This is a genomic window from Paenibacillus woosongensis (assembly GCF_009725165.1).
GTDB classification, from domain to species: Bacteria; Bacillota; Bacilli; order Paenibacillales; family Paenibacillaceae; genus Fontibacillus; species Fontibacillus woosongensis.
In genome coordinates this window covers 1-26071 of sequence record NZ_WNZW01000007.1, presented here as the reverse complement: position 1 = coordinate 26071, position 26071 = coordinate 1, and the positions used below count along the sequence as shown (strand labels likewise).

The 26071-nt window shown below is 52.3% G+C and carries 32 protein-coding genes; 26 read left to right on the top strand and 6 right to left on the bottom strand.

Annotated elements, in window-relative coordinates:
* Positions 1 to 84 precede the first annotated feature (84 nt).
* The 3 genes from GNP95_RS16660 to GNP95_RS16650 form a co-directional block, all read right to left on the bottom strand.
* Entirely contained in the window at positions 85 to 309 is a 225-nt protein-coding gene (locus tag GNP95_RS16660) for a hypothetical protein (RefSeq protein WP_155611998.1), read from the bottom strand.
* 53 nt (positions 310 to 362) lie between these two features.
* Positions 363 to 683 (bottom strand): DUF5665 domain-containing protein, encoded by a 321-nt coding sequence (locus GNP95_RS16655; protein WP_155611997.1) that lies wholly within the window; start codon positions 681 to 683, stop codon positions 363 to 365.
* A 98-nt stretch (positions 684 to 781) separates the two neighbouring features.
* Positions 782 to 1150, bottom strand: coding sequence for a YtxH domain-containing protein (locus GNP95_RS16650; protein ID WP_155611996.1), 369 nt, complete (start codon positions 1148 to 1150; stop codon positions 782 to 784).
* 195 nt (positions 1151 to 1345) lie between these two features.
* On the opposite strand from GNP95_RS16650, the gene GNP95_RS16645 reads away from it, so the two are divergent.
* Together GNP95_RS16645 and GNP95_RS16640 are read left to right on the top strand one after the other, a co-directional pair.
* Positions 1346 to 2359: an asparaginase gene (locus GNP95_RS16645; RefSeq protein WP_155611995.1), complete on the top strand. Its 1014-nt coding sequence runs from the start codon at positions 1346 to 1348 to the stop codon at positions 2357 to 2359.
* 146 nt (positions 2360 to 2505) lie between these two features.
* Positions 2506 to 3225, top strand: coding sequence for a pirin family protein (locus tag GNP95_RS16640; RefSeq protein ID WP_155611994.1), 720 nt, complete (start codon positions 2506 to 2508; stop codon positions 3223 to 3225).
* A gap of 136 nt (positions 3226 to 3361) precedes the next feature.
* On the opposite strand, the gene GNP95_RS16635 is transcribed toward GNP95_RS16640, so the two are convergent.
* Entirely contained in the window at positions 3362 to 3589 is a 228-nt protein-coding gene (locus GNP95_RS16635) for a DUF1128 domain-containing protein (RefSeq protein ID WP_155611993.1), read from the bottom strand.
* A gap of 134 nt (positions 3590 to 3723) precedes the next feature.
* Here GNP95_RS16635 and yyaC point away from each other — a divergent pair, with 134 nt between their 5' ends.
* From yyaC to GNP95_RS16610, 5 genes are all read left to right on the top strand, one after another.
* The gene (gene yyaC, locus GNP95_RS16630) at positions 3724 to 4269 is read left to right on the top strand and encodes a spore protease YyaC (protein ID WP_155611992.1); all 546 of its coding nucleotides are present in this window, start codon (positions 3724 to 3726) and stop codon (positions 4267 to 4269) included.
* 101 nt (positions 4270 to 4370) lie between these two features.
* Positions 4371 to 5171 (top strand): alpha/beta fold hydrolase, encoded by an 801-nt coding sequence (locus GNP95_RS16625; RefSeq protein ID WP_155611991.1) that lies wholly within the window; start codon positions 4371 to 4373, stop codon positions 5169 to 5171.
* Between the two features lie 167 nt (positions 5172 to 5338).
* On the top strand, positions 5339 to 5986 hold the full coding sequence (locus GNP95_RS16620; protein ID WP_155611990.1) for a DUF6483 family protein: 648 nt from the start codon (positions 5339 to 5341) through the stop codon (positions 5984 to 5986).
* A 59-nt stretch (positions 5987 to 6045) separates the two neighbouring features.
* Entirely contained in the window at positions 6046 to 7212 is a 1167-nt protein-coding gene (locus GNP95_RS16615; protein WP_155611989.1) for a class I SAM-dependent methyltransferase, read from the top strand.
* 128 nt (positions 7213 to 7340) lie between these two features.
* Complete coding sequence (locus GNP95_RS16610) at positions 7341 to 9572, top strand: O-antigen ligase family protein (protein ID WP_196427214.1); 2232 nt, start codon at positions 7341 to 7343, stop codon at positions 9570 to 9572.
* Here the strand turns inward: GNP95_RS16610 and GNP95_RS16605 are convergent.
* Positions 9569 to 9871, bottom strand: coding sequence for a dehydrogenase (locus GNP95_RS16605; protein ID WP_155612143.1), 303 nt, complete (start codon positions 9869 to 9871; stop codon positions 9569 to 9571). The genes GNP95_RS16610 and GNP95_RS16605 overlap by 4 nt on opposite strands.
* Before the next feature lie 168 nt (positions 9872 to 10039).
* On the opposite strand from GNP95_RS16605, the gene uptA reads away from it, so the two are divergent.
* The 18 genes from uptA (at position 10040) to GNP95_RS16515 (ending at position 24310) form a co-directional block, all read left to right on the top strand.
* Positions 10040 to 10654, top strand: coding sequence for an undecaprenyl phosphate transporter UptA (gene uptA, locus GNP95_RS16600; protein ID WP_155611987.1), 615 nt, complete (start codon positions 10040 to 10042; stop codon positions 10652 to 10654).
* 1 nt (position 10655) lies between these two features.
* Entirely contained in the window at positions 10656 to 11222 is a 567-nt protein-coding gene (locus tag GNP95_RS16595; protein WP_155611986.1) for a thioredoxin family protein, read from the top strand.
* 1 nt (position 11223) lies between these two features.
* Complete coding sequence (locus GNP95_RS16590; RefSeq protein WP_155611985.1) at positions 11224 to 11850, top strand: MBL fold metallo-hydrolase; 627 nt, start codon at positions 11224 to 11226, stop codon at positions 11848 to 11850.
* 91 nt (positions 11851 to 11941) lie between these two features.
* Positions 11942 to 12271 (top strand): hypothetical protein, encoded by a 330-nt coding sequence (locus GNP95_RS16585; RefSeq protein WP_155611984.1) that lies wholly within the window; start codon positions 11942 to 11944, stop codon positions 12269 to 12271.
* A 143-nt stretch (positions 12272 to 12414) separates the two neighbouring features.
* Positions 12415 to 12945, top strand: a complete 531-nt coding sequence (gene sigY / locus GNP95_RS16580) for an RNA polymerase sigma factor SigY (protein WP_155611983.1) — start codon at positions 12415 to 12417, stop codon at positions 12943 to 12945.
* Positions 12935 to 13270: a DUF5345 family protein gene (locus tag GNP95_RS16575; protein ID WP_155611982.1), complete on the top strand. Its 336-nt coding sequence runs from the start codon at positions 12935 to 12937 to the stop codon at positions 13268 to 13270. The genes sigY and GNP95_RS16575 overlap by 11 nt, the downstream gene beginning before the upstream one ends.
* Positions 13267 to 13506, top strand: coding sequence for a hypothetical protein (locus GNP95_RS16570; RefSeq protein ID WP_155611981.1), 240 nt, complete (start codon positions 13267 to 13269; stop codon positions 13504 to 13506). Before GNP95_RS16575 ends, GNP95_RS16570 begins: the two co-directional genes overlap by 4 nt.
* Positions 13507 to 13510: 4 nt before the next feature.
* Positions 13511 to 13705 (top strand): PLD nuclease N-terminal domain-containing protein, encoded by a 195-nt coding sequence (locus tag GNP95_RS16565; protein ID WP_155611980.1) that lies wholly within the window; start codon positions 13511 to 13513, stop codon positions 13703 to 13705.
* A complete protein-coding gene (locus GNP95_RS16560; protein ID WP_155611979.1) occupies positions 13706 to 14623 on the top strand; it encodes an ABC transporter ATP-binding protein in 918 nt (305 codons plus the stop codon).
* Positions 14620 to 15405, top strand: coding sequence for an ABC transporter permease (locus GNP95_RS16555; protein ID WP_155611978.1), 786 nt, complete (start codon positions 14620 to 14622; stop codon positions 15403 to 15405). The genes GNP95_RS16560 and GNP95_RS16555 overlap by 4 nt, the downstream gene beginning before the upstream one ends.
* Positions 15406 to 15523: 118 nt before the next feature.
* Positions 15524 to 15907 (top strand): ATPase, encoded by a 384-nt coding sequence (locus tag GNP95_RS16550; protein WP_155611977.1) that lies wholly within the window; start codon positions 15524 to 15526, stop codon positions 15905 to 15907.
* 191 nt (positions 15908 to 16098) lie between these two features.
* The gene (gene gatC, locus GNP95_RS16545; RefSeq protein ID WP_155611976.1) at positions 16099 to 16386 is read left to right on the top strand and encodes an Asp-tRNA(Asn)/Glu-tRNA(Gln) amidotransferase subunit GatC; all 288 of its coding nucleotides are present in this window, start codon (positions 16099 to 16101) and stop codon (positions 16384 to 16386) included.
* Between the two features lie 119 nt (positions 16387 to 16505).
* Positions 16506 to 17960 (top strand): Asp-tRNA(Asn)/Glu-tRNA(Gln) amidotransferase subunit GatA, encoded by a 1455-nt coding sequence (gene gatA / locus GNP95_RS16540; protein WP_330163478.1) that lies wholly within the window; start codon positions 16506 to 16508, stop codon positions 17958 to 17960.
* 43 nt (positions 17961 to 18003) lie between these two features.
* Positions 18004 to 19443, top strand: coding sequence for an Asp-tRNA(Asn)/Glu-tRNA(Gln) amidotransferase subunit GatB (gatB, locus tag GNP95_RS16535; protein ID WP_155611974.1), 1440 nt, complete (start codon positions 18004 to 18006; stop codon positions 19441 to 19443).
* Positions 19444 to 19490: 47 nt separating this feature from the next.
* Complete coding sequence (locus tag GNP95_RS16530; RefSeq protein WP_155611973.1) at positions 19491 to 19967, top strand: GNAT family N-acetyltransferase; 477 nt, start codon at positions 19491 to 19493, stop codon at positions 19965 to 19967.
* 120 nt (positions 19968 to 20087) lie between these two features.
* Entirely contained in the window at positions 20088 to 21941 is a 1854-nt protein-coding gene (locus GNP95_RS16525) for a DUF4097 family beta strand repeat-containing protein (protein WP_230873872.1), read from the top strand.
* An 83-nt stretch (positions 21942 to 22024) separates the two neighbouring features.
* Positions 22025 to 22450: a Fur family transcriptional regulator gene (locus tag GNP95_RS16520; RefSeq protein WP_155611972.1), complete on the top strand. Its 426-nt coding sequence runs from the start codon at positions 22025 to 22027 to the stop codon at positions 22448 to 22450.
* 153 nt (positions 22451 to 22603) lie between these two features.
* The gene (locus GNP95_RS16515; protein ID WP_155612141.1) at positions 22604 to 24310 is read left to right on the top strand and encodes a glycosyl hydrolase family 18 protein; all 1707 of its coding nucleotides are present in this window, start codon (positions 22604 to 22606) and stop codon (positions 24308 to 24310) included.
* A gap of 58 nt (positions 24311 to 24368) precedes the next feature.
* Here GNP95_RS16515 and GNP95_RS16510 read toward each other — a convergent pair whose 3' ends face one another.
* The gene (locus GNP95_RS16510; protein ID WP_155611971.1) at positions 24369 to 24746 is read right to left on the bottom strand and encodes a DUF2614 family zinc ribbon-containing protein; all 378 of its coding nucleotides are present in this window, start codon (positions 24744 to 24746) and stop codon (positions 24369 to 24371) included.
* Between the two features lie 122 nt (positions 24747 to 24868).
* On the opposite strand from GNP95_RS16510, the gene GNP95_RS16505 reads away from it, so the two are divergent.
* Complete coding sequence (locus GNP95_RS16505; protein ID WP_330163477.1) at positions 24869 to 25756, top strand: nucleotidyltransferase-like protein; 888 nt, start codon at positions 24869 to 24871, stop codon at positions 25754 to 25756.
* The last annotated feature ends 315 nt before the right edge of the window (positions 25757 to 26071 follow it).

The window sequence follows — 26071 nt, the reverse complement described above, 5'->3', positions numbered from 1 at the left end:
AAAACGGTGAAAGAACCTGGCGCGGAGGCGTCAGGTTCTTGTGTTTGTCCGGTCTCTGTTACCGTCCTGACCGGCTTGCCCGGGCTATTGTTCTGGATCGGGGTTAAGTCCCCGCGCTTCATCCTCGCTGTTGGTCGACATTTCATCCATATCCTCGCCAAGCTGCTTCAAGTCCTCCATATCGTTGACCATGGAGCCGTTCTCGGCTTTACGGATGCTCTTATGCTCCGGATACTCGCCTTCGCGCGCTTCCCTGATTTGCTTATTCACATATTTCTCTTGCTCCTGCTCCGGACTGAATCGGGCCATCATCATCATCTCCTCTTTCGTAATAGGGCATCACGCCTTATTACAGTGTGCCGTTACGGCTTGGATTTAATGTAATCCTGCAGCTCTTTGATGTAGTCGCCTACCATGGGGATATCTACGAACAAACTCAGCACCCAGCCCAGCAGACCAAGCACGACAAAGGTGCCGACGCTCAGGCCGAGGCCGCGCGACATGCCGGCCATGAAATTAGTAAGTATACGCTTTTTGGGGCTTGTATAGTTCTCGAGAATATCTTTGAACTCCGCTTTTTCCAGCAGATCGGCAATATAGTCCAGCCTGCCATTCAAGCGTTTGACTTCGTGCCTCAGTTCAAAGGGATGCTCCTGAGGATCGAATGGTTGAGTACGCGCCATGACGTTCCCTCCTCGAATGTGGCATGGATTAGTGCTTCATAGGATGAAAAAGATAAGTAGCCAGCTCTTAGAGCTGGCTACTTCAGGGGACAGCCCCGTCATGATTGCTTGGCTTCATTCATCACATCATCGGAGGCGCGTTTGACATCCTCGGCTACATCGGCGGATGCTTCTTTGGCGCTGTTAAAAATTGTTCCCGCACTTTCGCTGACCGTCTTGGCGAGATCCGTCGTTTTCTCGGTCACATTCTTCGCGAGGTCAGTCGCTTTCTCGCTTACGACGGCGGCGACCTCCTTCGATTTATCCGTAGCTGCGCTCAGCTTCTCGGTCAGATCGCTGCGCAGCTCGCGTCCCGGCTTGGGCGCGTATAGAAGAGCGGCCGCCGCTCCGAGCAGTGCGCCGATGACAAGGCCTTTAGTAAACGTAGAACCGCTTTGAACTTGGCAGTCCATTTCTTCTTTATTCATGTCTCATCGCTCCTTATATGTCCGTTTGTCGTCATTGACAGAAGTTGTTCAGCTTACTTCCTATATAAACGTCAGAAGAAGGAGTGAAACAAGAAATCCCCCTGCAGGGCCGCTCAAATTGCCCGATTTGGCACCAGAGAAGCCGCTGTACTATACTGGAATGGCACGGGTTCATGAAAGGGGAGTATAAGAGCGATGGACAGCTTGAGAGATACATTATTGATTGAGGAATATCGCGCAGGCATTCTGGAATGCAGTCATCGCGGGAATATATGCGTAGTGGATGAAGAAGGCCGGGTACTGATGCATGCCGGCGATCCGCACGCCCGGGTATTTACCCGTTCGGCCGCGAAACCTTTTCAAGCCATTCCGGCCATTCGGGCCGGCATTAAGGAAGCTTATCGATTAACCGATGCCGAAGTAGCGGTAATGACCGCCTCTCATCGCGCAGAGGATGTTCATATTGATGTGCTGGAATCCCTGCTCTCCAAGATCGGGATAGAAGAAGAGGGCCTGGTATGCGCTCCCAGCCTGCCGCTGAACGGCAAGTCCAGGGAAGCGCTTCTTCGGTCCGGGGGGCAGCGGCGCAGATTATACCATAATTGTTCGGGTAAACATTTGGGCGTGCTCGCTTATTGCAAAATGAAGGGATTTGACCTGGCAAGCTATCATGAGCCCGATCATCCTGTTCAGCAGGAAATTGTCGAGACGCTGGCCCAGCTTGCCGGCATTTCGGCGGAAGACATCGGACGGGGGACGGACGGCTGCGGTTTTCCGGTATTCGCTTTGCCCTTGTCAGCATTAGCTGCCGCTTATATGAAACTGGCTTGCCCTGACCGAATACAGGATGATCGTACGGCGGAAGCCGTACGGCAAATTACCCGCGCCATGAATGCCCGTCCCGAGCTTGTCGGGGGCAGCGGGCGCATCGACTCCGCTCTGCTGGAAGATGACAATATTATCGCCAAAGGCGGCTTTAAAGGTGTATACGGCTTTAGTCTCAGACGGGAACGGCTTGGCGTCGCCTTTAAGGTATCCGACGGCTCTGAGGAAGAATGGGGAAGGATTATCCTGGAAATCTTGAAGCAGCTCGATTATAGCAAACGCGAGCTGATGCTCAAGCTGGAGGAACAATTCCCAGCCCACATTTTGAATGACGAGGGGAATGCCGTCGGCCAAACAGAGACTGTATTCACACTGAAAAAATAGTGTTCTTCGCCAGACTCCGGCTCTTTCAGATGTACTTTGATTAGCGGTTTTGCGTTAAGGGTAAGAAATATTCAAACCATCTCAAACCGCCATCTTAACGCCATGAATCCAAGTATTGATCTTGATAGAGAGCGAGGAGGATAACGATGATCAAAGTGGTCACCGCAGAGGAACGCCATACTTCAGACAAGGGAGCCATTCATAGCGAATTCAGCTTCTCCTTTGCCGATTATGATGATCCAAGCAATGCTCATTTCGGCTGTCTGCTTGCTTTAAACGACAACGTCGTTCAGCCTGGCCAAGGGCTGGCGCCCCATCCGCATCATGACCTGGAGATCGTCACCTATGTAGTATCAGGGACGCTGCGGCATGAGGATGATCTCGGCAATAGGCAGGATCTGGCGGCAGGGAGTGTACAGGTCATGAGCGCCGGAGCAGGCATTCGCCACTCCGAGAGCAATCCTTCGGCCACAGAGCCTGTGCGGTTCATTCAGATGTGGTTCCTGCCGGCGAAGAGGAATTTGAAGCCGGCCTGGGCCTGCCAGTGGTTTCCAGGGCAGGAGCGGAAGGGTCTGCTGAAGCCTGTGATTGCGCCGGAGGAGGGGAGCGGCAGCCTGCGCATCAATCAGGATGTGCGGCTGTATATACCGAAGCTGCAGACAGGAGAGGAGCTGGCGCTCCCGTTCAGCAGCGAGCGCCGAACGCATTTATTCATGCTCGCTGGCCATATTGATTTGTACTGCGGGAAGCAAAAGTTCTCGCTGCGCCCCGGGGATGCAGCCCGCATACGGAATGCGGAGGAGCTCTCCGTATGCAGCACCGGCAGCGAAGAGGCCGCCGAATTCATCTTGATCGATCTGCCTTAATGTTTAGGAACAGCGTCTACGGACGTATTTGCACAAAGACAGAAGAGTCCGGTACCCGCTGGCGCGATAGCGCGAAAGCGGATGCCGGACTTTTCTTTAGTTCTGACATGTTCTGTGGTAAAAGTCAGCAGGAATATTAATTGCCTCTAAGCTGGCCGAGCTCCTTAGCGAGTGCTTCTACTTCCGAGATGCTCAGCCGTTCTTTGTTCATCACGATTTCATATACTTCCAGAATGTCGTCGTAGCGGTCGACATGGAAGGCCGAAGCCGACATGGCTGCCCCTGTTGCCATTCTTAATTTCGCTTTAATCGCTTCGATCATATATTCCACGTTCTCCTGGGTTTTCTGCGTCAAATCTACCATGATCGCTCATCCTCTCTTTAAAATGCTCGTTCTGACCTCATTGTATTGTATCACGGCCGTCCGTCCGGTTCTATGTTTTGCGGTGAAAGGACGGTTAGGGTACAATCAAAATACGTTCTAGAGGGGGGATGAAGATGAGGTTGGAAGGCCGCAGGCTTCCTTATGACTCTGCATTTAGCCAAAGGAAGCTCACAGGCAAGGAATTGCCGCAATTTATGCGCAGCATTCGCCAGAAGCATCCGCAGGATCTGGTTACGTTTCTATGCATCGGAACGGATCGCTCCACTGGGGATGCGCTTGGCCCCCTTGTCGGCACCCAGCTGGAGGAGCTGGGTTTTTCCTCGGTTGTCGGTTCGCTGCAGCATCCCTGCGATGCCGATAATTTGGTGCACCGGATGAATGCGATCCCTAAGGAACATGTCATCATCGCGATTGATGCTTGTTTAGGCGTTCCAGCCTCAGTAGGCAGTTATATCGTATCGGGAAAGCCGCTGCTTCCCGCCCAATCGGTAGGCGGCGGATTGCCGGAGGCTGGCCATTACAGCATTGCTGCCGTCGTAAACGTAAACGGGCCGAAGCCTTATTGGACGCTGGGGATGACTTCGTTGTACAAGGTTATGCAAATGGCGGATGAAATCGTCCGGGCGGCGGCTTACGGTTTTGGCTCTGGAGACGAATAAGGGCGGCAGGTTCTGTATATCATGGTCAAGAGGCGTTTCAGAAGGGCGATATTAGCTTAATTATATATATTCAATACATAGACAAGAAAGAAGGATGAACGATGGAAAAGCTAACGATAAACGGGGCAATGATTGCATACGAGGATCAGGGTGAAGGAGACGTTCTCGTGCTATTGCACGGCTTTTGCGGCAGTTCCGCATACTGGGAGCATGTGATGCCGCTGTTATCCAAGCAATATCGCGTCATCGCTCCCGATTTGCGGGGACATGGCTTGTCTGATGCCCCGCTTGGAGCCTATACGATAGAGCAGATGGCTGATGATGTTGCCGGCCTGCTGAAGGACTTAGCGGTTGACCGGTATACGCTGCTGGGCCACTCGATGGGCGGTTATGTCACGCTGTCGCTGGCACAGCGGTATGCGGGCCGCTTGAACGGCTTCGGCTTGATCCATTCGACAGCTTACCCAGACAGTGAGGAAGCTAAAGAGAAGAGGCTGCAGGCGGTGTCGGTGATTGGCACTGAAGGAATTACGCCGTTCGTGGACGGACTCGTGCCCGGCCTGTTCGCTCCGGCGAACGCTGCTTCGCATGAAACGGCCTTGGATCGGGTGAAGGAGATCGGCTACAAGACGCCTCCACAGGGAGCGTCGGGCGCCGCGCTTGCGATGCGCGAACGGATCGATCGCCGCGACGTGCTGTCGGCTACGACTTTGCCTGTCCTGTTAGTCGCAGGAGAGGATGACAGGCTTATTCCGATCGAGCGGACATTCACAACTGAGGGCAGTAATGTCACCAAGGCTGTCATCAAAGGGGCCGGGCATATGAGCATGTACGAAGCCCCGGAACAGCTGGCGGTTGTCATCAACGATTTTCTGCGCCAAATCCATGAAGTGAAGGAATAGAGCTGATCTGGCTTCCGGGCTCTCTGAGCATCGGAGCAAGCGACCGGATGTCTGCTTAAGCAGGCTCCGGTTTATTTGCGTACTCTGCATTCGAGGGGGATCGCTGGAAATACAGGTTGAAATACTATAGAATATTATCCATTTAGAGCAGGAAAGGAGTCTTTTGCATGTTACGAAAAGATTACCTCGTCCGAGCCATCGAAGAAATGACCGAGATGCTGGGGACGATTTTTGGCTTGAAGCAGCAGAAGAAGCATCCCGAAGCTCTTCAAAAGCTGGATGAACTGTATCGGAACCATTTTCGACTGAACTCTTTGCTGCTTGGAACGCTATCTTCCAAGGATATCGCTGAATTATTCCGCAGCGGCGGAATTATCGAGGCGGATCGGCTGCAAACATTGGCCCGGCTGCTGCGGGAGGAAGGCGATCTGCTCCTGGATAGCGGGAAAACCGATGAAGGCAGGATGAGGCAGCTGAAGGCGCTCCATTTATTTCTTGAGGCCAGGCAGCACGGCGCCGATCCATCTCTGTGGCAGCTGGACGAGGAAATATTCGGCCTTATGGCGAAGCTTAAGGGCTGTCCCCTTGATCCGGATACAGAGCGGATGGTATTTGGCTTTGCTGAGGACAAGGGCAGGTATGATTTGGCCGAAAATGCTTTGTACCGCTTATTGGATCAGCAGGAAATGAACGTGCATGAAGGGATTGCTTTTTACGAACGCCTAGCTGGCGTTGCTCCAGATCAACTGGAGGAGGGCGGTCTGTCTGCAGCCGAAGTCCAGGAGGGGCTTGCCGAACTGCGCCATCGCTTGTAAAATGGCTTAGTTAGCGATGAGGAACAATTATTTGAGAAGCGAAAGAGAGTTGTCTAACTATGGAGTCTTTGCGGAATCTTGTTCATCAACTGGCGGAAGAAGGCACCTTGATCTCCGCTACGCTCAGCCAGGTACGCAAGGCAGGAGACGCCAGCTATACCAAAGTGGTCGTCAAACCCGTGGAATTGAAGAAGAGCCTTCATTACCAGCTGGCGTATCATTATGCCAATAAGGTCACCCATGAGAATATTGAAGCTCCGCTGTTCGAGGCGAAGATCATGGAGCTGTTCGAAAACAGGTTCCGGCAGGGGCTGCTCTGTACCCCACAGGCCGATTATCAAGTGCTGATCAGCAAAAAATACAAAGTATCGATCCTGAAGAAATCTCCTTCCAAGAAGCCCGGCGCACTGACGCATAATCGGCAGAAGCAGTACATTCTGGAGGAGGGGACGCCAGTACCGTTCCTAATTGAGCTGGGCATTATGAATCCGGACGGAAAAGTGTACGCCAAGAAATACGACAAGTTCCGGCAGATCAATCGTTTCCTGGAGATGGTGCAGGATGTTATTCCCCATCTACCCGAAGACCGTCCGCTCACGATCGTCGATTTCGGCTGCGGCAAATCGTATTTGACGTTTGCGCTATATCACTATCTATCCGTACAGCAGCGACGGGAGCTGAATATCGTCGGGCTGGACCTGAAGGCGGACGTCATCGAGCATTGCGGAACGCTCGCCCAGAATTTGCAATACGATCAGCTGCGCTTCCTCGTAGGGGATATCGCGGATTACGACGAGCTCAGCCAAGTGGATATGGTCGTCACTTTACATGCGTGCGATACGGCGACGGATGCCGCGCTGGAGAAGGCGGTGCGCTGGGGAGCGTCGGTGATCTTGTCCGTCCCTTGCTGCCAGCATGAGCTGTTCAATCAGATCAAGAGCCCCGTGCTTGAGCCGCTGCTGTCGCACGGTATCCTGAAGGAGCGCTTCTCGGCGCTGGCGACGGATGCCATTCGCGCCAAGCTGCTGGATATACTCGGTTATAAGACGCAGCTGCTCGAATTCATCGATATGGAGCATACGCCCAAGAATATTTTGATTCGGGCAGTTAAGTCGTCTGGCGGCGATACGGAGCGGCTGTGGCGGGAATACACCGCTTTTCGTGATTTTGTACAAGCCGATCCTTATCTGGAGAGAGCCTGCAGGGAACTGCTGCCCGGCAGCTGAGAATCTGCCCGGAAATATAGTCAGGCATACCCCGGCTTTCCTGGTTTGAAGCCGTCTTCTAAGGTCAACACTTGAGGTGTTGGCCTTTTTGTATTACGGCGCAGGCGAGATTAGAGTGCTTGGCATCGATGGGGAAGGGGGGCGGCAAAGACGGTATGGATGCAGGCGGACTGAAGGGAGAAGAAGCCGTTAAGGACAGAATCGGAGTGCTGGCGGGAATCGCCTGCATCGCTGGGGGTTGCGCTGCTTGTATGAGCCAGGGACTATATTTTAGGGATACGATGACGGCTCTGGGGCTGATGACGTGGGGGACGGCCATAATGGCCATTATCGTGGCGGTACGGGCGGCAAGGGGACGGCGGACGGGACGTGACATTACTGCGCTGATCAGAGGCGGCGGAAGAAAGGCGGAGCGGTTCGGCTCGTTCTCCATGGCGCATCATCCCATTGAGTCGCGGCATGCTGCTTTGCTTGCCGCTGCTCCGTTTATGATCGCTTTGCTTTATGCCGCACATCTGGCTGCCGGCCCGTTATCCGCGCAGAGCACCGGGGAAGCAGTGCTCGGGTGGAGTTTCTGCGGCTGCTTCGGAATATCAGCTTATTATGCTGCGAGAAGCTCCAATGGCAGGGAATTGCTTAGGGCAGGCTGGAGTATCATCGGCTTGTTGCTCGGCGTAACCGGGCTTGCATCGGTTCACGGGCTATTTCCGTACCCGGGTGCCATTTTTCGTACGGATGAGACGGACCTTGCTGCAGGCGGCGCGCGGTTAGGCGGACTGCTGCAGTACCCGAACGTCTTCGGGGCGGTGATGGGAGTCTTTCTCCTGGAGCGCCTGATGCTCCTGGCCCGGCTGAGAACGGCGGACTTTACCCGCGGGTGCCGCTGGAGAGGGTATATTGTTTCAGGCAGCGCATTTATTTATGTGCTATGCCTGCTGTTGACAGAGTCGCGGGGAGCTAGCCTGGCGACCGCTGCTGCGGGGATTGCCGGGCTGTGCCGGCTGCGGCCTGCTGACCGGCTCCGCTTTGCGGGGCAAAGCGGATTGCTGCTGCTTTGCGGTGCGCTTGCCGCAGGTCCATTGGCCGCCTCGTCGCTTGCGCCGCCGCTGCTCCCCGGACTGGTTCTGCTCGGGGGCACAGCAGGCGCGGCCATCGTTGCGCCGAAGTATTTGGCAGGCCTGGGACGGCGCAAAAAGCAAGGAAATATACATAAGCGTGGACACGGATATCGAAATCGCCCCCGTATTCTTCCAGCAGGCGGCATGCTGCTCACAGCTGCCTTTCTTGGCGCAGCGCTGAGCCCGGGACTGGTTGAGCGGTCAAGCCGGCTGGCGACCGCTTCCGCCCGTATCCACATGTATCGCGATGGAGGGAGCTTGTTTCTTCTCTCGCCGTGGTTCGGACAAGGGGGAAAGACATGGGAAGCGTCGTTCCGGAGCATACAGAGTTCTCCTTACGTCGGGGAGGAAGTGCATAGCGGCTATTTGAACATCGCGCTGGATACGGGGCTGCTCGGGCTGGCTATTACACTGCTCTGGCTTGGGGCGATCGGCGCTGCATTGGCCCGTGCGCGCAGCAGAATGCTGCCGCCCTTCCTAGCGGTGCTTCTGCATAGCGCGGCCGACTTCGATATGAGCTACGGCCTGACGTGGCTGCTCATCATTTGGATGGCCGCCGCTGGCATCACCCGCACGCCAGGCTGCGCTGCGCAGCCTGCCTGCCCGTCAGAACTGCGCTTGCTGCCCCGCGGCTCCCTTATCGCCCTGGCCGGGCTGCTTCTGTTCGCGAGCGCGACGGGTGCGCGCCAGGCCGTCAGCCTGTCCCGCGAACGGCAAGCGCTGGCGGCCGCCGCCTCGGGCAATATCGGGCAGGCCACGGTTCTGTTAGAGCAGGCTCTATCGCTGTACCCTGCCCGGACCTCGGCCCGGCTGCACCTCGCCAGCCTGTCCGGTGCTGCAGCGCAGGCTGGCATACTGCGGCAGGGGCTCGCCTATGACCGGGCCGATCCCGAGCTGTGGGCCGCCTTGGGGCAGGCGCTTTCGGCCTCGCAGCCGATGGGGGCCGTTGCCGCCTGGAAGCAGGCCGTGCAGCTCGATCCTTACAGCCGGAAAAGGCAGACGGAGGCGCTAAGCGCTCTTGCTTCCCTCGCCGGCAGGCTGCGGGAGCATCACCCGCAGGAAGCTGCCGCTGCCGCCGCGGCTGGATACAAGCTGTACGTCCGGTACGAAGAGCTCGCCAGGCGGCTGACGAGCACCGCTAACCTGCGCAATGACCGGCGCTTTACCGTGACGGCGGAAGCGAAAGACCGGGGGCGTGAGCTGGGAGAGTACGTGCTTCGCTACTCTCCCGTTCATCGCTAGCCGCCGAAGGCAGCCCGGAACGCCTTGCATAGCGCTTCGGTATCCAGGCCCCACAGCTCGGCGAGCTCGGGGCCGACCTCCTTATCCCACCAGTCCGCCAGAAGCTTGCGGTTGCTGTTGTTTTCGCCGATCCAGAGGAGGTCGGCAATGACCTTTTTATAGTACAGCGCTTCACCTTCCTTGAGCAGATCCTCGGGAATGTATACACCGAGCCGTTTGATTGTTCGGTACAGCTCTTTGCTGCATCCACGGCGGATTTTGCGCGGCGTCGGGAGGGCGGTTTGGTGCTTGCCATGCAGCTTGTTCAGAATGATCGCCTCCTTTGTTACAGCATATGCGCCCCGATTCGGGCGGGACACTAAGGGTTTGCAAGCCCGGGCCGCCGCACTTGACCCAACTAGAAGGCATGTCTCAGGCTATGATAGAATAGACTTGGTATTAAGAAGATTTTGAGGAGAGGACGAGTATTGGAATGGTTGTCAAATATAGTCGGAGCACTGTTTGAGTGGATACAGCAGCTTGGGTATTTCGGCATTATGCTGGGGCTCATGATCGAGGTCATCCCAAGTGAAATCGTGCTGGCATACGGGGGGTATCTCGTGTATGCAGGGCGGATCAGCTTTACCGGCGCAGTCATCTTCGGCGTTATCGGCGGCGTCATCGCCCAGTTGTTCGTATATTGGATTGGACGCTATGGCGGCCGGCCGATTCTGGAACGGTATGGCAAGTACATTCTGATCCAAAAAAAACATATCGACTTATCCGAGGCATGGTTTCTGAAGTATGGCTCAGGCGTTATTTTTACCGCCCGCTTTATCCCGGTGGTTAGGCACGCCATTTCTATTCCGGCAGGCATGGCTAAAATGCCCGTAAGCAAGTTTCTATGGCTGACGACGCTTGCCGTCATTCCTTGGTCGATATTGTTTGTCTACTTAGGCATGGTGCTGGGAGAACAGTGGCAAGCGATTGATGAGAAGGCCGGGCCGTACATCATGCCGATTCTGCTCGTTGCTCTTGCGCTTTTGATCGGGTATTTTATCGTAAAATGGTATGGAGCGAACAAGAAGAAAGGAGAAAAGTAATATGAGCGTAAATTTAAAGGCTAAGTTGGGCAAAGGCATTTCGCCGCAGCAATTCATGGAAGGAATGCAGCGTAATCAAGAAGCGTTCCAATCCGGTTATGATGGCTTCAAATGGGTGAACGAGGATGACCGCGTGTTTTTTGAAGGCTTGCAGAAACGGGATGATCTCCGCGTGCTAATTCTTGCGGCAGACTGGTGCGGCGATGTCATTCGCAGCGTCCCGGTCATTATCCGTGCACTCGAGACAGCGGGAATCCCTACGGAAGTCCTTATCCTGGAGGAGCATCAGGACGTCATGGACCATTTTCTGACCATGGGCGGCCGCGCCGTTCCCATTGTAATCGTGGCGGACGCGGAAGGGCATGTGCATGGACATTGGGGGCCGCGCCCGGCTGACGTACAGGAGCTGATGATCCGTTTCAAGCAGGAGAACCCGGATCGTGAAGCAGCGGACTATGAGGAGAAAATCGCCGTTGTTCGCAAGGAAATGGCCGTGAAATACGAAGAAGGAGCGGGAGTTAACGGCAAGGTCGTATCTGAACTGCGCGCGCTGCTCTCGAAATTTTAAAATGCTGAACATCGAGACATTCTCCCTGGGACCGCTGGAGACCAACGCTTATTTAATTCGCGGGGAAGAGGAAGGGAAAGCGATTATTGTCGATCCCGGAATGAATCCTGCTCCCTTGATCCGCAGAATTGAAGGGCTTGAAATCGAAGCGATTCTGCTAACGCACGCCCATTTCGACCATATCGGCGGAGTGGATGAGATTCGCCGCTTGAAGCAGTGCCCCGTTTACCTGCATTCTCTGGAAAGCGATTGGCTCACAACGCCGGCGCTTAACGGTTCACTTCGCTGGGCCGAGGTATCGCCGCCCATCCAGAGTGATGCCGCAGAGTATGAGCTTGCCGAGGGTCAGAAGCTGAAGTTGATCGGTCATGAGTTTACTGTATTCCATACGCCAGGTCATTCTCCGGGAAGCGTCAGCTTCCTGTGCGGAAACGACCTTTTCTCCGGAGATGTGCTGTTTCGCATGAGCGTAGGCCGCACGGATTTGCCGGGAGGCCGGGAGGCCGACCTGTATAATTCCATCCGCGGCAAGCTGTACCGTCTGCCGGACGAGGTGACGGTATATCCAGGTCATGGTCCAAAAACGACGATTGGGTTCGAAAAAGCCAATAATCCGTACGTTTCCTGACCAGGTGACGCAAATTAGTGAGAATTTGCTACAAAAAGTACAAAAATACTAGACAAAACTACATTCCTTTGCTAGGATGTATATTAATTAAATGTTTGTAACCTTTGCGAAGCACGCAAGCTGTGGAATAAGTCCCGGTTTGCGTTCTTTTTTTGTCTTTTTCGGGTTGTGCAGCAATGCAGAGAAGCAGGCGAGCCGGCAGAATCAGGAAGGAGAGGGCAAGGTGAAGCGCAGTGTATCCTATATTACGGATGAAGGCTTTGGCTATGAAATGGGAAAGAATAAGGAGGACATAGCGATAGCAGAGTCTTCGGCATCCGACATTTTCCGTTCATGGCGCCAGGTTGTCATTGCTGCGGGGCTGATTAACCAGCCTTGGCATCATAAGCTGAGGCAAATACGCAAGGAACGATATGAATAGCCATGCTCGGAGGAGCTGAATGAGAGGTGCGGTATACCATCATTTAGCTCTATTTTTTTGGAAATCATTTTTTTATTGTCAGGATTGAACGATTTGTGCCGCCTGGGCGTATTATAGGTGTTATCGACAAAAGGGGTGACGCGATGCCTCAGGAGAGGGAATGGATCAAACGTGCTAAACAAGGAGATGCCGCCGCTCTCGCCTCACTAATACAACATCATTATTCGTATGTGTATAAATATTTGGTGAAGGTAACCATGGAGCCTAAAACGGCCGAGGATTTGACCCAGGACACGATGCTGAAATGCATGGAAAATATACAGAGATACGATGGGACCTCTGCTTTCTCCTCATGGCTGATGACGATCGCGACGCGGTTGTTCATCGATGTGACCCGCCGCCGTAAGAGGGAAAGGCAGTGGCTGGAGCAGGAAGGCCGACCCGATCGGCTGAAATGGCATTTCGAGGCCAATCAGGAGGAATGGAGCGATTTGCTTGAGATGCTCTCCAGGCTGTCTGCGGAGCACCGGATCGCTATCCTGCTGAAGCATTATTACGGATATAGCTATGATGAAATCGGAAGCATGCTGAATATTCCCGCAGGGACGGTCAAATCCCGAGTCGCTTATGGATTGCGAGAATTGCGAAAGGAGTTGAATCCCCATGAATCATAATGGACAAGACCGGGAGTTCGAGGACGAGCTTATTCATGAGCTGCTAAAGGACTTGCAGACGCTGGACCGCGTTGTTCCCGAGAAGCGCGGGCCTTCAGCGGAATCTTGGGAGCTGATTGTGAAAGAGCGCTGGCGCACCATGACCTGGATGAAAAGATGGGAAGTAATGCTGTTCTGTCTCGTCGCCCTGCTGATGATTAGCGGCGGGTTTCTGTTCGCGCTGTCGACGCCGGTCATCTATGGGCTGCTTCAAGGCTTTGGAGTCATCGCGGCGGTAGTGGTTGCCGTGGCGCTGCGTCCAGCCAGAAGGGGGCGGGCGGAATGAACTGGTCGTTAATCGTTACATCTGAGCCGCTGCCTCCGTGGTGGGTGTTCGTGTTATCTGCCCTGCTGCTGCTGGTTCAAGGAACGTGGATGTTTATCGATGCCCGCAAACGGGGGAGAAAAGCCTGGTTCTGGGGGTTATGGGGGGTTGTCAATCTTCCCAGCCCGCTGATTGTATATTTGCTTGTTGTCGTGTGGGGCGATTATCGCAAAGCCAAAAGGAATACGGGGGAATAGAAATATGGATATCGATATCAATTGGGGTTTGCTTGCACCCGTTATCGCGCTGCAGCTCATTCTAATGATTACGGCCCTGCTTTCACTGCTCAGGGCACAAACGGTACGGGGGACAAAATGGATCTGGGCTCTGGTCATTATTTTCGGAAATATGATCGGAAGCATCGTTTATTTTATACTCGGAAGGAAGGAGACCTAGATGTCATTTCTTCAAGTTGACCAATTGACAAAGAAGTTCGGTTCGCGCATTCCGGTCAAAGGGATTTCCTTTCAACTGGAACGCGGAAGCTGCACCGCGCTGCTCGGGCCGAACGGAGCCGGCAAGACGACGACGATGCGCATGATTGCCGGATTGATCTCACCGTCCGAGGGAAGGATTGCCGTTCAGGGACGGCTGCACTCCAGCGGGGAATACCGCTCGTTGATCGGATACCTGCCGCAGCATCCTGCATTTTACGGCTGGATGACCGGGGAGGAATTCGTAATGTATGCAGCAGGCTTAAGCGGTCTGAGCCGCCAAGATGCCCGGAAGCGGACGCTCGCGGTGCTGGAGCGGGTCGGTTTGCACCAGGCGGCAAAACGGCGGATCGCGGGATATTCCGGGGGAATGAAGCAGCGGCTTGGCTTGGCCCAGGCGCTGGTCCATCAGCCGCAGCTGCTGCTGCTCGATGAGCCGGTATCCGCGCTTGATCCGATCGGTCGCCGCGAGGTCATGAATTTGCTGCAGTCGCTCCGGACGGAGACGACAATCTTATTCTCGACGCATGTGCTGCCTGACGCAGAGGAGGTCTGTGACCGGATCATGATGATGCGGGACGGAGAGATCGTGGAGAATGGAGAGCTGCAGGTGCTTGCCGATAAATATCGCAAACCGCAGCTTATCATTCAGGTAGAGCGGAATAATGCCGCAAATGAATGGCTCCAGTCGCTCCGGAGCCGGCCGTTTGTCCAGAATGCGCAGATTCAAGGCAGCACTGCCCAGTTAACGGTCAACAATATGGAGGATGCCAGACGTCTTATTTTGGGCGAAGTCGTTTCGCGGAATATTCCCTTGCTAAACTTTGAAACGGGAGCAACCTCGCTGGAAGAGATGTTCATGAAGGTGGTGACAGCATGAGGCAGGCGTGGTTAATATATCGCAAGGAACTGCTCGGCATGGCTCGCAGCTATCAGCTGCTGTGGGTTCCCGTCGTACTGATGCTGCTCGTCGTCATGCAGCCGGTCACTTCGTATTACTTGCCGGAGATATTGGCTGCTTCAGGCAGCATGCCCGAGGAACTGATTGCTGGCTTGCCGATTCCCGGATCTGCCGAGGTAATGGCGGGCGTGCTTGGACAGTACAGCACGATTGGTGTGCTTATTCTGGTTATTGCCGGAATGCAGGTTGTAGCCGGCGAGCGTTACGGGGGAACTGCTGCCTTGGTGCTTGTCCGGCCCGTAAGCTCGGCTTCCTTCATTTCTGCGAAGTGGGCTGGGCAGATGACTCTGATGCTTCTCTCCTTTACGGCAAGTTACGCGGCTTCCTGGTATTATACCGTGCTGCTGCTTGGTCCGGTGTCCTGGCGGCAGGGATTGATTGCCGGAGGGCTCTATATTCTGTGGCTGACGTTTGCGGTATCCTTGACCGTACTGCTTAGCACTTTAATGCGAGGCAGCGCAGCCGCCGTGATTTCGCTGCTGCTCATGGGCGCGCTATCGCTAGGATATAGCCTAGCCCCCGCTTGGTTTTCCTGGAGTCCGGGCCGATTGCTCGTGGAAGGGACTGCCGCATTCGGGGCTTCGCCGCTTAAACCGGCAATTTCCCCTAGTATAGTGACCGCATTACTAAGCCTTCTTTGCATAATTTGTGCTGTATGGAGTCTGCGCCGGCAATCCATACCTGATCTTAGAGGAGACTGAAGCTTGAATTTCACAATTTGCCGCGGAAGTCTATTAAATCCTTGAAACGCTTGACCAATCTCGCTTATTTTTAGTAGGATAGTAAAATAACTGAGAGTAAATATCAGGGAGGTAGACGATGCTGCAATTGGGAGAGAAGGTTGTTATCGTCGGCGATGCTTTTGAGCAGAATCTTCCTGTTGGGGAATATGGCTATATTATTGCTTATGACCGTAATCCGGACAATGTGTTTGATTACGTTGTGCGGTCTCCAAAGACGGGGCGGAATTATTTTGTCCCATCCCAGGATGTGGAATCTGAAGAGCGGCTGATTGAGCAAGAAGTAGAGCGCACCACCCAGGAAGCGTTGATCGACTACGCACTGGCTACGTACAACGAGAAGCTGTTTCATCAGATCATCAATGGAGAAGATTCTCAAGCGGAGGAGCAAGAAGAACCAACAAAGGAAGTTATGTCTCAGGCGGAATTCATCAAACAGGTGAATTTGCGAGCTTGGATTTAGAGAAAAAGGCCGGCTATGCCGGTCTTTTTTGAGTTTTGTTGTGCTTTGCGGCCGCTGTTTGAGTTTATTCATGCTTCGCGTTAACCGATTGAATTGTCGGATAATCTACAATATAATTTTAATCATCTATGCGGACATGTTAGAATGGACAAATCAAGTCCCGTCAGGGAAGGTACGAGGAGGATTACAGTATGAGCATCGAGACTAAAGATGTTGAACATGTGGCCAAGCTGGCCCGTTTGAATTTAACGGATGAAGAGCGGGATATGTTCACAGAACAGTTGAACGCTATTTTACAATATGCGGAGAAGCTGAACGAGCTGGATACGGAGGGCGTCGAGCCGACGACTCACGTGCTGCGCCTCAGCAATGTCATGCGTGATGATGTCGTCCAGGACAGCTTGACGCAAGAGCAAGTATTCCGCAATGCTCCTGAGGAAGAGGATGGGCAGTTCAAGGTGCCAGCCGTTCTGGAGTAAGCGGAGCTTATGCCCAGGTTTAGTTCTGCAGACGAAGAGGCATGCGCCTTTGAAAGTGCTGCCAACAAATGTGCTGTCCCAAGGGACACGCTGCTAAATTACGGAAGGAGGAAGCGGTTGTGACGCTTTTTGATTTACGTTTACAGGATATACATAACCAGCTCCGCAGCAAGGAGTTATCGGTTACGGACCTCGTTAATGAAGCTTTTGCCAAGATCGGGGAAAGAGAGGAACGGATCGGCGCTTATTTAACGCTGAATGAAGCAGGCGCGCGCGCGGAAGCAGCGCGGCTGGATGACAAACTAGCTCGTGGAGAGGATCTGGGGCTTCTGTTCGGACTGCCGATCGGCGTGAAGGACAATATGGTGACGGAGGGACTGCGTACAACCTGCGCAAGCCAATTCCTGTCCAATTACGATCCGGTTTACGACGGTACGGTGATTTCCAAGCTGAAGCAGGCAGAGTCCGTAATGATCGGCAAATTGAATATGGACGAGTTCGCAATGGGCGGCTCCAATGAGAATTCAAGCTTCCATCCGGTACGCAATCCTTGGGATTTGAATCGGGTACCGGGCGGCTCCAGCGGCGGTTCAGCTGCTGCCGTGGCTGCGGGCGAAGCTTATTTTGCTTTAGGCTCGGATACCGGCGGCTCCATCCGCCAGCCGGCCTCGTATTGCGGGGTTGTTGGCTTGAAGCCAACCTATGGCCTCGTCTCCAGATATGGTCTGGTGGCCTTTGCATCGTCGCTCGACCAGATCGGGCCGATTACCAAAAATGTGGAGGACGCCGCTTATCTGCTGCAGGCGATCGCCGGATACGATCCAAAGGATTCTACATCGGCCCAGGTGGATATTCCGAATTATGCCAGCGCGCTGACCGGGGATATCGCCGGGCTTCGCATCGCCGTGCCGAAGGAATACCTGGAGGGTGTTGATCCGCAAATCAAGGCATCCGTGATGGAGGCATTACGTCTGCTCGAAAGCCTGGGCGCCGTGTGGGAGGAAGTTTCGCTTCCGCATACCGAATATGCCGTGGCTGCGTATTATTTGCTGGCTTCTTCAGAGGCGTCTTCGAACCTGTCGCGCTTTGACGGCGTACGCTACGGGGTTAGGGCCGACCATGCCGGCGGGCTGCTTGATCTTTACCACGAGTCCCGCAGCCAAGGTTTCGGGCCGGAGGTGAAGCGGCGTATTATGCTCGGAACTTACGCACTTAGCTCCGGATACTATGATGCTTACTATTTAAAAGCACAGAAAGTGCGCACTTTGATCAAGCGTGATTTCGATCAGACCTTTGAGAAATATGATGTCATCGTCGGACCGACGACGCCAACGACAGCGTTCCAGTTAGGCTCCCAGGTGGATGATCCGCTGACGATGTATTTGAATGATATATTGACGATTCCGGTCAGTCTTGCCGGAGTGCCAGCGCTGAGCGTGCCATGCGGCTTTGCGGACGGGCTTCCGATCGGTCTGCAATTTATCGGCAAGGCATTCGACGAAAGCACGATATTGCGGCTTGCTCACGCCTTTGAAGCTAATAGCGACCATCACAAGCGCCGCCCGGCGTTGTAAGGGATAGCAGGATTGTTTCACTAAAGTGTTCAGGAGGATCAATATGTCAACATCCAAATATGAAACAGTAATTGGGCTGGAAGTGCACGTGGAGCTGCATACGAAATCGAAAATTTTCTGCGGCTGCTCTACTGAATTCGGTGCTCCGCCTAACAGTCATACATGTCCGGTATGTCTTGGACATCCCGGCGTGCTGCCTGTGCTTAACCGCCAGGCTGTGGATTACGCGATGAAAGCTGCGATGGCTCTCAATTGCGAAATTGCGGACGTCAGCAAGTTTGACCGGAAGAATTATTTCTATCCCGACTCCCCGAAGGCTTATCAAATTTCCCAATACGACCAGCCAATCGGGGAAAATGGATATATCGACATTGAGGTTGACGGCAAGACGAAGCGCATCGGCATTACCCGTCTCCATTTAGAGGAGGACGCGGGCAAGCTGACCCATATTGATGGAGGTTATGCCTCGCTTGTCGACTTCAACCGCGTTGGTACTCCGCTGGTGGAGATCGTTTCTGAGCCGGATATTTCTTCGCCGGAGGAGGCGAAGGCTTATTTGGAGAAGCTGCGTGCGATTATGCAGTACTGCGACGTCTCCGACGTAAAGATGGAAGAGGGCTCGATGCGCTGTGATGCGAATATCAGCCTTCGTCCGGTAGGCCAGAAGGAACTGGGCACCCGGGCTGAACTTAAGAACATGAACTCGTTCCGCGGCGTGCAGCGCGGACTGGAATATGAACAATACCGTCAGGCTGAAATATTGGATGAAGGCGGAGAGGTTGTTCAAGAGACGCGGCGCTGGGACGAAACTCAGGGCAAGACGTTCTCTATGCGCGGCAAGGAAGAAGCGCATGACTACCGCTACTTCCCGGACCCGGATTTGGTTACGCTCTATATCGACCAAGCATGGAAGGATCGCATCCGGGCATCCATTCCTGAGCTTCCAGACGCCCGTAAGGCGCGTTATACCGAGCAGTTTGGCCTTCCTAGCTATGATGCAGAAGTCATTACCTCATCCAAAGCGCTGGCCGATTTGTTCGAGAGCAGCCTAGAATTTACGAAGGATGCCAAATCGGTGTCCAACTGGATTATGGGCGATTTGCTCGGATACTTGAATACGAACGGGCAAGAGCTGTCCGACGTGAAGCTGACTGGCCAAGGTCTGGGCGAAATGATCGGCTTGATCGAGAAAGGAACGATCAGCTCCAAGATCGCCAAAACGGTGTTCAAAGAAATGCTGCAGAGCGGGAAGCTGCCTCAGCAAATCGTCGAGGAGCAGGGGCTTGTCCAAATTAGCGACGAAGGAGCTATTTTGGCTATCGTTAATGAAGTCATTGCCGACAATCCGGCTTCTGTCGAGGATTACAAGGCCGGTAAAGAGAAAGCGATCGGCTTCCTTGTAGGTCAAGTGATGAAGCGCAGTAAAGGAAAGGCCAATCCAGGGCTTGTTAATAAGCTGCTTGTCGACGTTTTGAAAGGCTAGAGGTGTGCGGATCCTACATGTCTAAATGAAGAAGGGGGCACGGAAGCATGATTACACTTCTATCGCTGCGTGATCCGGAAATCGCAGAACAAATTTGGAGCTTACAGCATGCGGCGTACCGGCTTGAGGCGCAAGCGGTAGGAGTTAAGCATCTGCCCCCGCTTCCGGACACCTTTGAGTCTTTGAGGAACAGCCCTGATACTTTCTACGGGGAAGTAACCCCAGAGGGTGAAGTTTTCGGTGCGATCGCTGTTACCTTTAAGAAGGACGAGGCGGTCGAGATTACGCGACTTATGGTACACCCTCAGCATCTCCGGCAGGGCATAGGCAGATCATTATTGCGCCATGTCATCGGAAAATATCCCAATACGGCGCTATTTGAGGTAAAGGCTGGCAAGTTAAACACTCCGGCCGTCTCGCTGTATGAGCAGCAGGGCTTCGTTGCCGCTGGCACATTAATGGCGATACCGAATGTAGAATTAACGATATACCAGCTAGAACCTCTGAAACTCTCCTCTTTATAGGAGAGTTTCTTTTGCTTCCCTGGCCAGCCCATAGTGTTAGGTACCAGGCCTACGCCAGTACCTTCCAAGTTACGAACAGTGCCCAAATCGGTTATTATTAGTCAAAAGAGGAGGTTGGATATGACACCGGATCAAATGACCGCAAGCGACACAGCGCGGCACAACAAAAAATCCGTGCCAAAGGGAAAGATCAGACGTTACAGACCTAGACGCCTCAAGCGGAAATTCATGGCCTGTATGCTCTCGGCTTTGCTTCCGGGTCTGGGCCACCTATATTTAAGAATGTTCTGGCGCGGCATAGCTATTATATATTTTCTAATCCTGGATGCTTCGGCATTGATTTATTTCTCGTCTGTGCGCATGACTATTAATATTCCTTTTCTGTTCCTGCTTGGAATATTAATCCCTATGATGTATTTCTATAGCATCTATGATGTACTGCAATCTACGGATGTCGTCAATGCGAGGGTAAGAAGCGAAAGTACTCAGAGAGAAGAGGCAGCCGGGGAAAAAGAGCATGTTTGGAAAGGGATTCTGTCGGGACTTTTGCTGATGGCGGGCGGCGGTCTGATTTTTCTGCTTAGCCAGAAGCCTCCATGGCTTGCTGCTGTCATTCAGGCAAATGCGGGTTATGCGGCAGCGGTGCTGCTTATTCTAAGCGGTGCGGCATTGATGGTTCGGGAAGGCCGCCGCCGCAGGTTTAGAACCGGTCGGATGACCGCCTCACTGCTGCTTATAGGGGTAGGAATCATTCTTCTGGTTGATGTCACCACGGGAAGTAACTTTATGCTTCATTTGCTGAAATGGTGGCCGCTGCTGTTCGTTGTCGCCGGATTAGAGCAAATCTATGTGTTCCTGTGGAATCGCCGAAGAACCGCTTATCCTTTGCGGCTGCTTCGCGTTGATCTCAAGGGGCTTTTGCTATCGCTGTTTGTGGCGTTCTCCGTTTTTGCGGTAACCCAGCAGGATCATTATATGCATTTATGGAACAGGGTCAGTCTCGATTTAACGGCGGCCGGCACGGATTTCAGCGCAGAGGAAGGCTACTCCCTGATCAAGGATCAACTGGAAATCCCCATTGGTTTAAGCACGGAGCAGATTGTCCTTAATGGCATTAATGGAAATATTGACGTCAGGAGAGCGGAAATTGAAGGGATTCGCATAGAGAGCACGGTATGGGTGGATCAATTGCCGGCTGAGGAAGCCAAGTTAGTGGCGGAGGAAACCGAGCTTCAGGTAACCGAAGGGAAGACGTTGACCCTGAATGTGAAGGATAAAGTCTACGGCGCATCTGGGAAAAGGCATCCTCGCATGAATATGACTGTATTTTTGCCAGAAAACCGTTTTTTGGATATCGATATAAGCACTTCTAACGGTAAAATCAAAATGAGCGGGGTTCGTGCCTTGAAGCAAATCAAGCTGCAGACGGGCAACGGGGATTTGAAGCTTTGGGACGTCAATGGCGATGTGACGGCAAAGACGCTAAACGGCGATGCGGAAATGTACCGGATATTCGGCAATGTCAGCGTTGATACTCAAGGCGGAAACATGATGGGAAATATGATCACGGGACAGGTGTCGATGTCCACGCTAGTCGGCAATATTGCACTAATGAATGTGGATGACGACATCCATGTTGTGACGAAAAATGGAAACATCGTTATCCATGGCGTTGCCGCGGCATTAAAAGCCGAGTCCTTAAATGGCAAAATTCAGATTGAATCGCCGCAGATTGAAGGGGATTGGAATGTGTACAGTGCGGTAGGTGAAATGACAATAACCATTCCGGAGGAAGGAGGCTACACGCTGGAAGGTTCGAGCGGATATGGCGATATTATAACAGAGCTGCCTTTTGCCGTTGATAATAAAACCATCCATGGCATTGTCGGTTCCGGGGAATATTTGGTCAAGGTCGAAGGAAACAGTAATTTATATGTGAACCAGCGAATAAGCGATGAATCTGCACTCCGTTGACAAAAGAATTATTGTAAAAGTACAATAAAGTTGTAAGAAGAAGAAGAGGGACTGTAAACGACCTCTTAAAGGCGGTGGACATAATGACTACGCGGGTACAGCATGCTCTGGATCAATTGAAACAGAGCGGGGTTCGAATTACGCCGCAGCGTCATGCCATTTTAACGTTTCTTATGGAATCGATGGGCCATCCGACGGCAGATGAAATCTACCGTGCTTTAGCGCCCCGTTTTCCGAATATGAGCGTGGCAACAGTTTATAATAATCTTAAGATGTTTATAGAAGCTGGCATGGTTCGGGAGCTGACCTACGGGGATAACTCCAGCCGTTTTGACGCGGACGTCTCGAATCATTATCATGTAATATGTGAGAAGTGTGGAAAAATAAAAGACTTCACTTACTCCTCGCTGGAGGATGTGGAACAAAAGGCCGAGGAGATGACCGGCTTCCAGGTGCACGGTCACCGATTGGAACTTTACGGGGTTTGCGGCGATTGCCGGAAACAATAATCATTTGACCTGCGGGTTTGGAAGAACGTGACGGATTCCTTCGTGAATTCTTCACGTTTTTGTTTTTTAGCCCCGTACGGTGGTGCTATATCGCAATTATTAATTTTTTGCTAATGGAGGTACTGAGGATTGAAGAATAGAAGAACGGCTCGCATGAGGCGTAAGCGCGGGGGCCGATTCAAGTGGTTCATCGTGCTTGTGCTGTTTGTGGCCGGGGCGTATTGGGCCGTGTCTGAGCTTTTGCCGAGCTGGGAGCATGCCGACCCAGACTGGAAGGGAAAATTCGATAAGCCGATATTCGTAGCAGGCGAAGTGATGGATTTGCCCGCCTTGGATAGCGGGGAGGGACTTAAGCTGCCTTTTTCCGTGATTAAGTCGGAAATTGACCCCAATGTAAGATATGAAGAAGAGACGAAGTCAGTAATTTTGACAACGCAGCGCAAGCTTGTATTGATGAAGACGGACGATATGAACGGAAAAATCAACAACAAGCCGGTTCAACTGCTGTTTGCTCCGGTCGAAAAGGAAGGGAATTTATACCTGCCGGTCTATTTACTGAAGGAGTTATATGGCATCGAGGTACATGAAGATACCGTTTCCGGTGCAGTGCTGGTATATCAGGCCGGGGAGACGGTACGGATGGCTCAAGTTCACAGTACCAGCCGGAGGAAGGATGCCACGGTGGCTTTAAGGCAGAGCGATAGCATTCATACCCCGATTTTAGCGGAGATGAAGCCGGGAGAGCAGCTGCGGATTTTGGACGAGACGGATAACTGGTATTATGTCCAGCTGAATAACGGCTATGCCGGATATGTGAAGAAAAAAAATGTCGCTCTGGAAGAGCAGAAAGTAGTTCCGCCCATAGAGGAGCAGGAGGTTCCGCCGGCCAAGCAGAAATGGCAGTCCAAAGTCGTCAATTTGACATGGGAGGCCGTATATAACGTAGCGCCAAAGCCTTCATCCATCGGTGAAATGCCTGGCGTGAACGTAGTCAGTCCGACTTGGTTCTCGCTTGTGGACGGCAAGGGAAATGTGCAAAGTAAGGCCGATCAAGCTTATGTGAAATGGGCCCACGGCCGGGGTATGCAGGTGTGGGGGTTGTTCAGCAACAGCTTCGAGCCTGAAATTACGTCAGAATCCTTATCCACATTTGAACGGCGCATAACGACGATCTTGCAAATGCTGCATTATGCAAAATTGTACGATTTAGACGGCATTAATATCGATTATGAAAATGTTTATACGAAGGACGGGGCCAATTTGACCCAATTCATGAGGGAATTATGGCCGCTGGCGCAGGAGCAGGGATTGGTTGTTTCCATAGATGTGACTCCGAAGTCGAATAGCGAAATGTGGTCTGCGTTTTTAGATCGCAGGGCTTTGGCGAAGGTTACGGACTATTTGATCGTGATGGCTTACGATGAACATTGGGCGGCAAGTCCGGTTGCTGGTTCTGTAGCATCCTTGCCGTGGGTCCGTTCATCGATGACGCGGATTATCGATGAGGATGATGTACCCCCAAGCAAGCTGATTCTCGGCATTCCGTTATATATGCGGGTATGGACTGAAACCGTAGAAGAAGGGGCAACCAAGGTAAAGTCCAAAGCCATTGGCATGAAAAAAGCCCAGGAGATCATCAAGGAGAAGTCCCTGAAGCCTGAGTTTTCGGAAGAAACCGGGCAGAATTACGTTGAGTATCGGGAAAATGGAGTTCTCCAGCGAATTTGGCTGGAAGACAAAGATTCACTGGCTCGCCGGGTAGAATTAGCGAAGTCGCTGCAGCTCGGAGGGATAGCAACGTGGAATCGGAGTTTTGCATCGAGCGATGCCTGGGACGTGCTGAGCAAAATCGCGGAATAGGTTTAACACAAAGAAAGGCGGGAACCTTTGGAGGTTCCCGCCTTTCTTTGTGTTATCATCAGTCGGCTGATTGTGCCGCAGCTTTTTGTTGCTGCAATTGATCCGCTGTGATGTTTGCCCGTTCTGGATCTAACGTTAGCATGGTTTTGCAGAACATGCAGCGATCCGTTTTACCCAGCATTTTGGTTAATTTATGGCATTCCGGGCATTCCAGCTGTACGGCAGAGGTGGACAACATCCCGGCGATGAAATAAATGGCCAAGCTTCCGAGCATGGCGATAAGTCCGATGACAAGGCCGATCCCGGCAATGACTTTACCGGATTGTCCCCAGAAGACGATGCCGGCTGTTCCGAGGACCATAAGCCCCATACCCATCATAGTAAGGAGTAGGCCCCATAGTCTGAATTCATTGATTTTGCTTGACTTGAAGAACATTTGAGCAAACCTCAATTCATGTTTTTTTTAGGACGCTGCCTTAAAAAAAGCAGGAAACTTTAATATAGCGTAGAACTATATTATAACGAATTGGTTGAGTAACGCCAAGGTAGGGGGATATCGTGGAACCAACTATTTTTTCATTGGTTGATGAAGACAGCGTCGGCCGGCAAGCTTTAGGCGCTATCGGATACCGTCATGACAAAGGGGAGCATCGCAGTTCGCTAGTATACGATTTTGAACTGGTTGTTATTACGGTATGTGAAGGGCGAAATGAAGCTGGCATCGAAATTGAACATTGCACGAACGGAGATATTCAATACCAGTTGCTCTATATCGGTAACAATGATTTAAAACGCTGGGTAATGACCGGTGAGAACCGGGAAATTGTACAGTGTTTTTTACATGGAGAAATTATTTGGGATGTTGAAGGGGAATTGGCTCGATTGCGCAAGAAAATAATTGATTTTGGGGAGGATATGAAGGAACAACGCAAGTTTATTGAATTTGCCAAGTTTCTGAAAGTGTATATAGAAGCGAAGCGTTATACCCAGGATCTTGATTTCCTCGATGCTTATTATCATGTTCTTCAGGCTTTGAAGCATTATGCTAGGATCGAATTGATCGAACAGGGAATGCTGCCGGAGAATAGCGTGTGGGAACAGGTGCGTCCGCTTAATTCCGTCGTTTATAAATTGTTTGACGAATTGACGGATAATAAGGAGACGTTGGAGCAGCGCATTCAGCTGGTGCTTCTGGCCTGTGAGTTCACAATTATATCTAAAATGGCTGACTGCTGTGCGGTGCTGCTTCGCATATTATCAAGCCGTAAAGAGGGTTGGAGCATTCAAGAGCTTAGGCAATTGCCCGAGCTAGTTCATGTCCGTGAGGAAGTTCCCATGATACTGCGCAAGCTGGTACACCATTCCTTAGCGAAAGAGATTACAAGAGATCCGAAAGGATGCGGCGGCGAGGACCGTGAGATCAAGTATTTAGCAAGCAAATTATGAAGTCATTCATTTCCAATAAAATAAATATAAATAGAGATTGACTCTTCTGTATAATCTGTGTTAAATTAAATCTCGCCCCTTCAAGGCAGCAAGTTTTGAATAAACATATACAGGCAACAGCCTAAAAAGTTTTTTAAAAAAACTTGTTGACTTAATCCGGGTGAATGTGATATATTATAAGAGTCGCTGCTGAAACAACGGCGACACGCAAAGCAAGGTTGATCTTTGAAAACTGAACAACGAGTGAGCGGGTTTCACGCAAGTGAAATCTAAATAATAGAGTCAGATGCAAATCTGATCTCGTCAGATTCAAAA

Coding starts and splice junctions, on each gene's coding strand:
- GNP95_RS16530 (WP_155611973.1), top strand. CDS start 19,491: ATGATTACACTTCTATCGCTGCGTGATCCGGAAATCGCAGAACAAATT.
- sigY (WP_155611983.1), top strand. CDS start 12,415: ATGCCTCAGGAGAGGGAATGGATCAAACGTGCTAAACAAGGAGATGCC.
- GNP95_RS16660 (WP_155611998.1), bottom strand. CDS start 309: ATGGCCCGATTCAGTCCGGAGCAGGAGCAAGAGAAATATGTGAATAAG.
- GNP95_RS16635 (WP_155611993.1), bottom strand. CDS start 3,589: ATGGTAGATTTGACGCAGAAAACCCAGGAGAACGTGGAATATATGATC.
- GNP95_RS16590 (WP_155611985.1), top strand. CDS start 11,224: ATGCTGAACATCGAGACATTCTCCCTGGGACCGCTGGAGACCAACGCT.
- GNP95_RS16610 (WP_196427214.1), top strand. CDS start 7,341: ATGGGGAAGGGGGGCGGCAAAGACGGTATGGATGCAGGCGGACTGAAG.
- GNP95_RS16525 (WP_230873872.1), top strand. CDS start 20,088: ATGACACCGGATCAAATGACCGCAAGCGACACAGCGCGGCACAACAAA.
- gatC (WP_155611976.1), top strand. CDS start 16,099: ATGAGCATCGAGACTAAAGATGTTGAACATGTGGCCAAGCTGGCCCGT.
- GNP95_RS16595 (WP_155611986.1), top strand. CDS start 10,656: ATGAGCGTAAATTTAAAGGCTAAGTTGGGCAAAGGCATTTCGCCGCAG.
- GNP95_RS16515 (WP_155612141.1), top strand. CDS start 22,604: ATGAGGCGTAAGCGCGGGGGCCGATTCAAGTGGTTCATCGTGCTTGTG.
- GNP95_RS16565 (WP_155611980.1), top strand. CDS start 13,511: ATGGATATCGATATCAATTGGGGTTTGCTTGCACCCGTTATCGCGCTG.
- gatB (WP_155611974.1), top strand. CDS start 18,004: ATGTCAACATCCAAATATGAAACAGTAATTGGGCTGGAAGTGCACGTG.
- GNP95_RS16550 (WP_155611977.1), top strand. CDS start 15,524: ATGCTGCAATTGGGAGAGAAGGTTGTTATCGTCGGCGATGCTTTTGAG.
- GNP95_RS16645 (WP_155611995.1), top strand. CDS start 1,346: ATGGACAGCTTGAGAGATACATTATTGATTGAGGAATATCGCGCAGGC.
- GNP95_RS16585 (WP_155611984.1), top strand. CDS start 11,942: ATGTTTGTAACCTTTGCGAAGCACGCAAGCTGTGGAATAAGTCCCGGT.
- GNP95_RS16560 (WP_155611979.1), top strand. CDS start 13,706: ATGTCATTTCTTCAAGTTGACCAATTGACAAAGAAGTTCGGTTCGCGC.
- GNP95_RS16615 (WP_155611989.1), top strand. CDS start 6,046: ATGGAGTCTTTGCGGAATCTTGTTCATCAACTGGCGGAAGAAGGCACC.
- GNP95_RS16570 (WP_155611981.1), top strand. CDS start 13,267: ATGAACTGGTCGTTAATCGTTACATCTGAGCCGCTGCCTCCGTGGTGG.
- GNP95_RS16625 (WP_155611991.1), top strand. CDS start 4,371: ATGGAAAAGCTAACGATAAACGGGGCAATGATTGCATACGAGGATCAG.
- GNP95_RS16555 (WP_155611978.1), top strand. CDS start 14,620: ATGAGGCAGGCGTGGTTAATATATCGCAAGGAACTGCTCGGCATGGCT.
- GNP95_RS16650 (WP_155611996.1), bottom strand. CDS start 1,150: ATGAATAAAGAAGAAATGGACTGCCAAGTTCAAAGCGGTTCTACGTTT.
- yyaC (WP_155611992.1), top strand. CDS start 3,724: ATGAGGTTGGAAGGCCGCAGGCTTCCTTATGACTCTGCATTTAGCCAA.
- GNP95_RS16520 (WP_155611972.1), top strand. CDS start 22,025: ATGACTACGCGGGTACAGCATGCTCTGGATCAATTGAAACAGAGCGGG.
- GNP95_RS16655 (WP_155611997.1), bottom strand. CDS start 683: ATGGCGCGTACTCAACCATTCGATCCTCAGGAGCATCCCTTTGAACTG.
- GNP95_RS16640 (WP_155611994.1), top strand. CDS start 2,506: ATGATCAAAGTGGTCACCGCAGAGGAACGCCATACTTCAGACAAGGGA.
- GNP95_RS16575 (WP_155611982.1), top strand. CDS start 12,935: ATGAATCATAATGGACAAGACCGGGAGTTCGAGGACGAGCTTATTCAT.
- GNP95_RS16510 (WP_155611971.1), bottom strand. CDS start 24,746: ATGTTCTTCAAGTCAAGCAAAATCAATGAATTCAGACTATGGGGCCTA.
- GNP95_RS16620 (WP_155611990.1), top strand. CDS start 5,339: ATGTTACGAAAAGATTACCTCGTCCGAGCCATCGAAGAAATGACCGAG.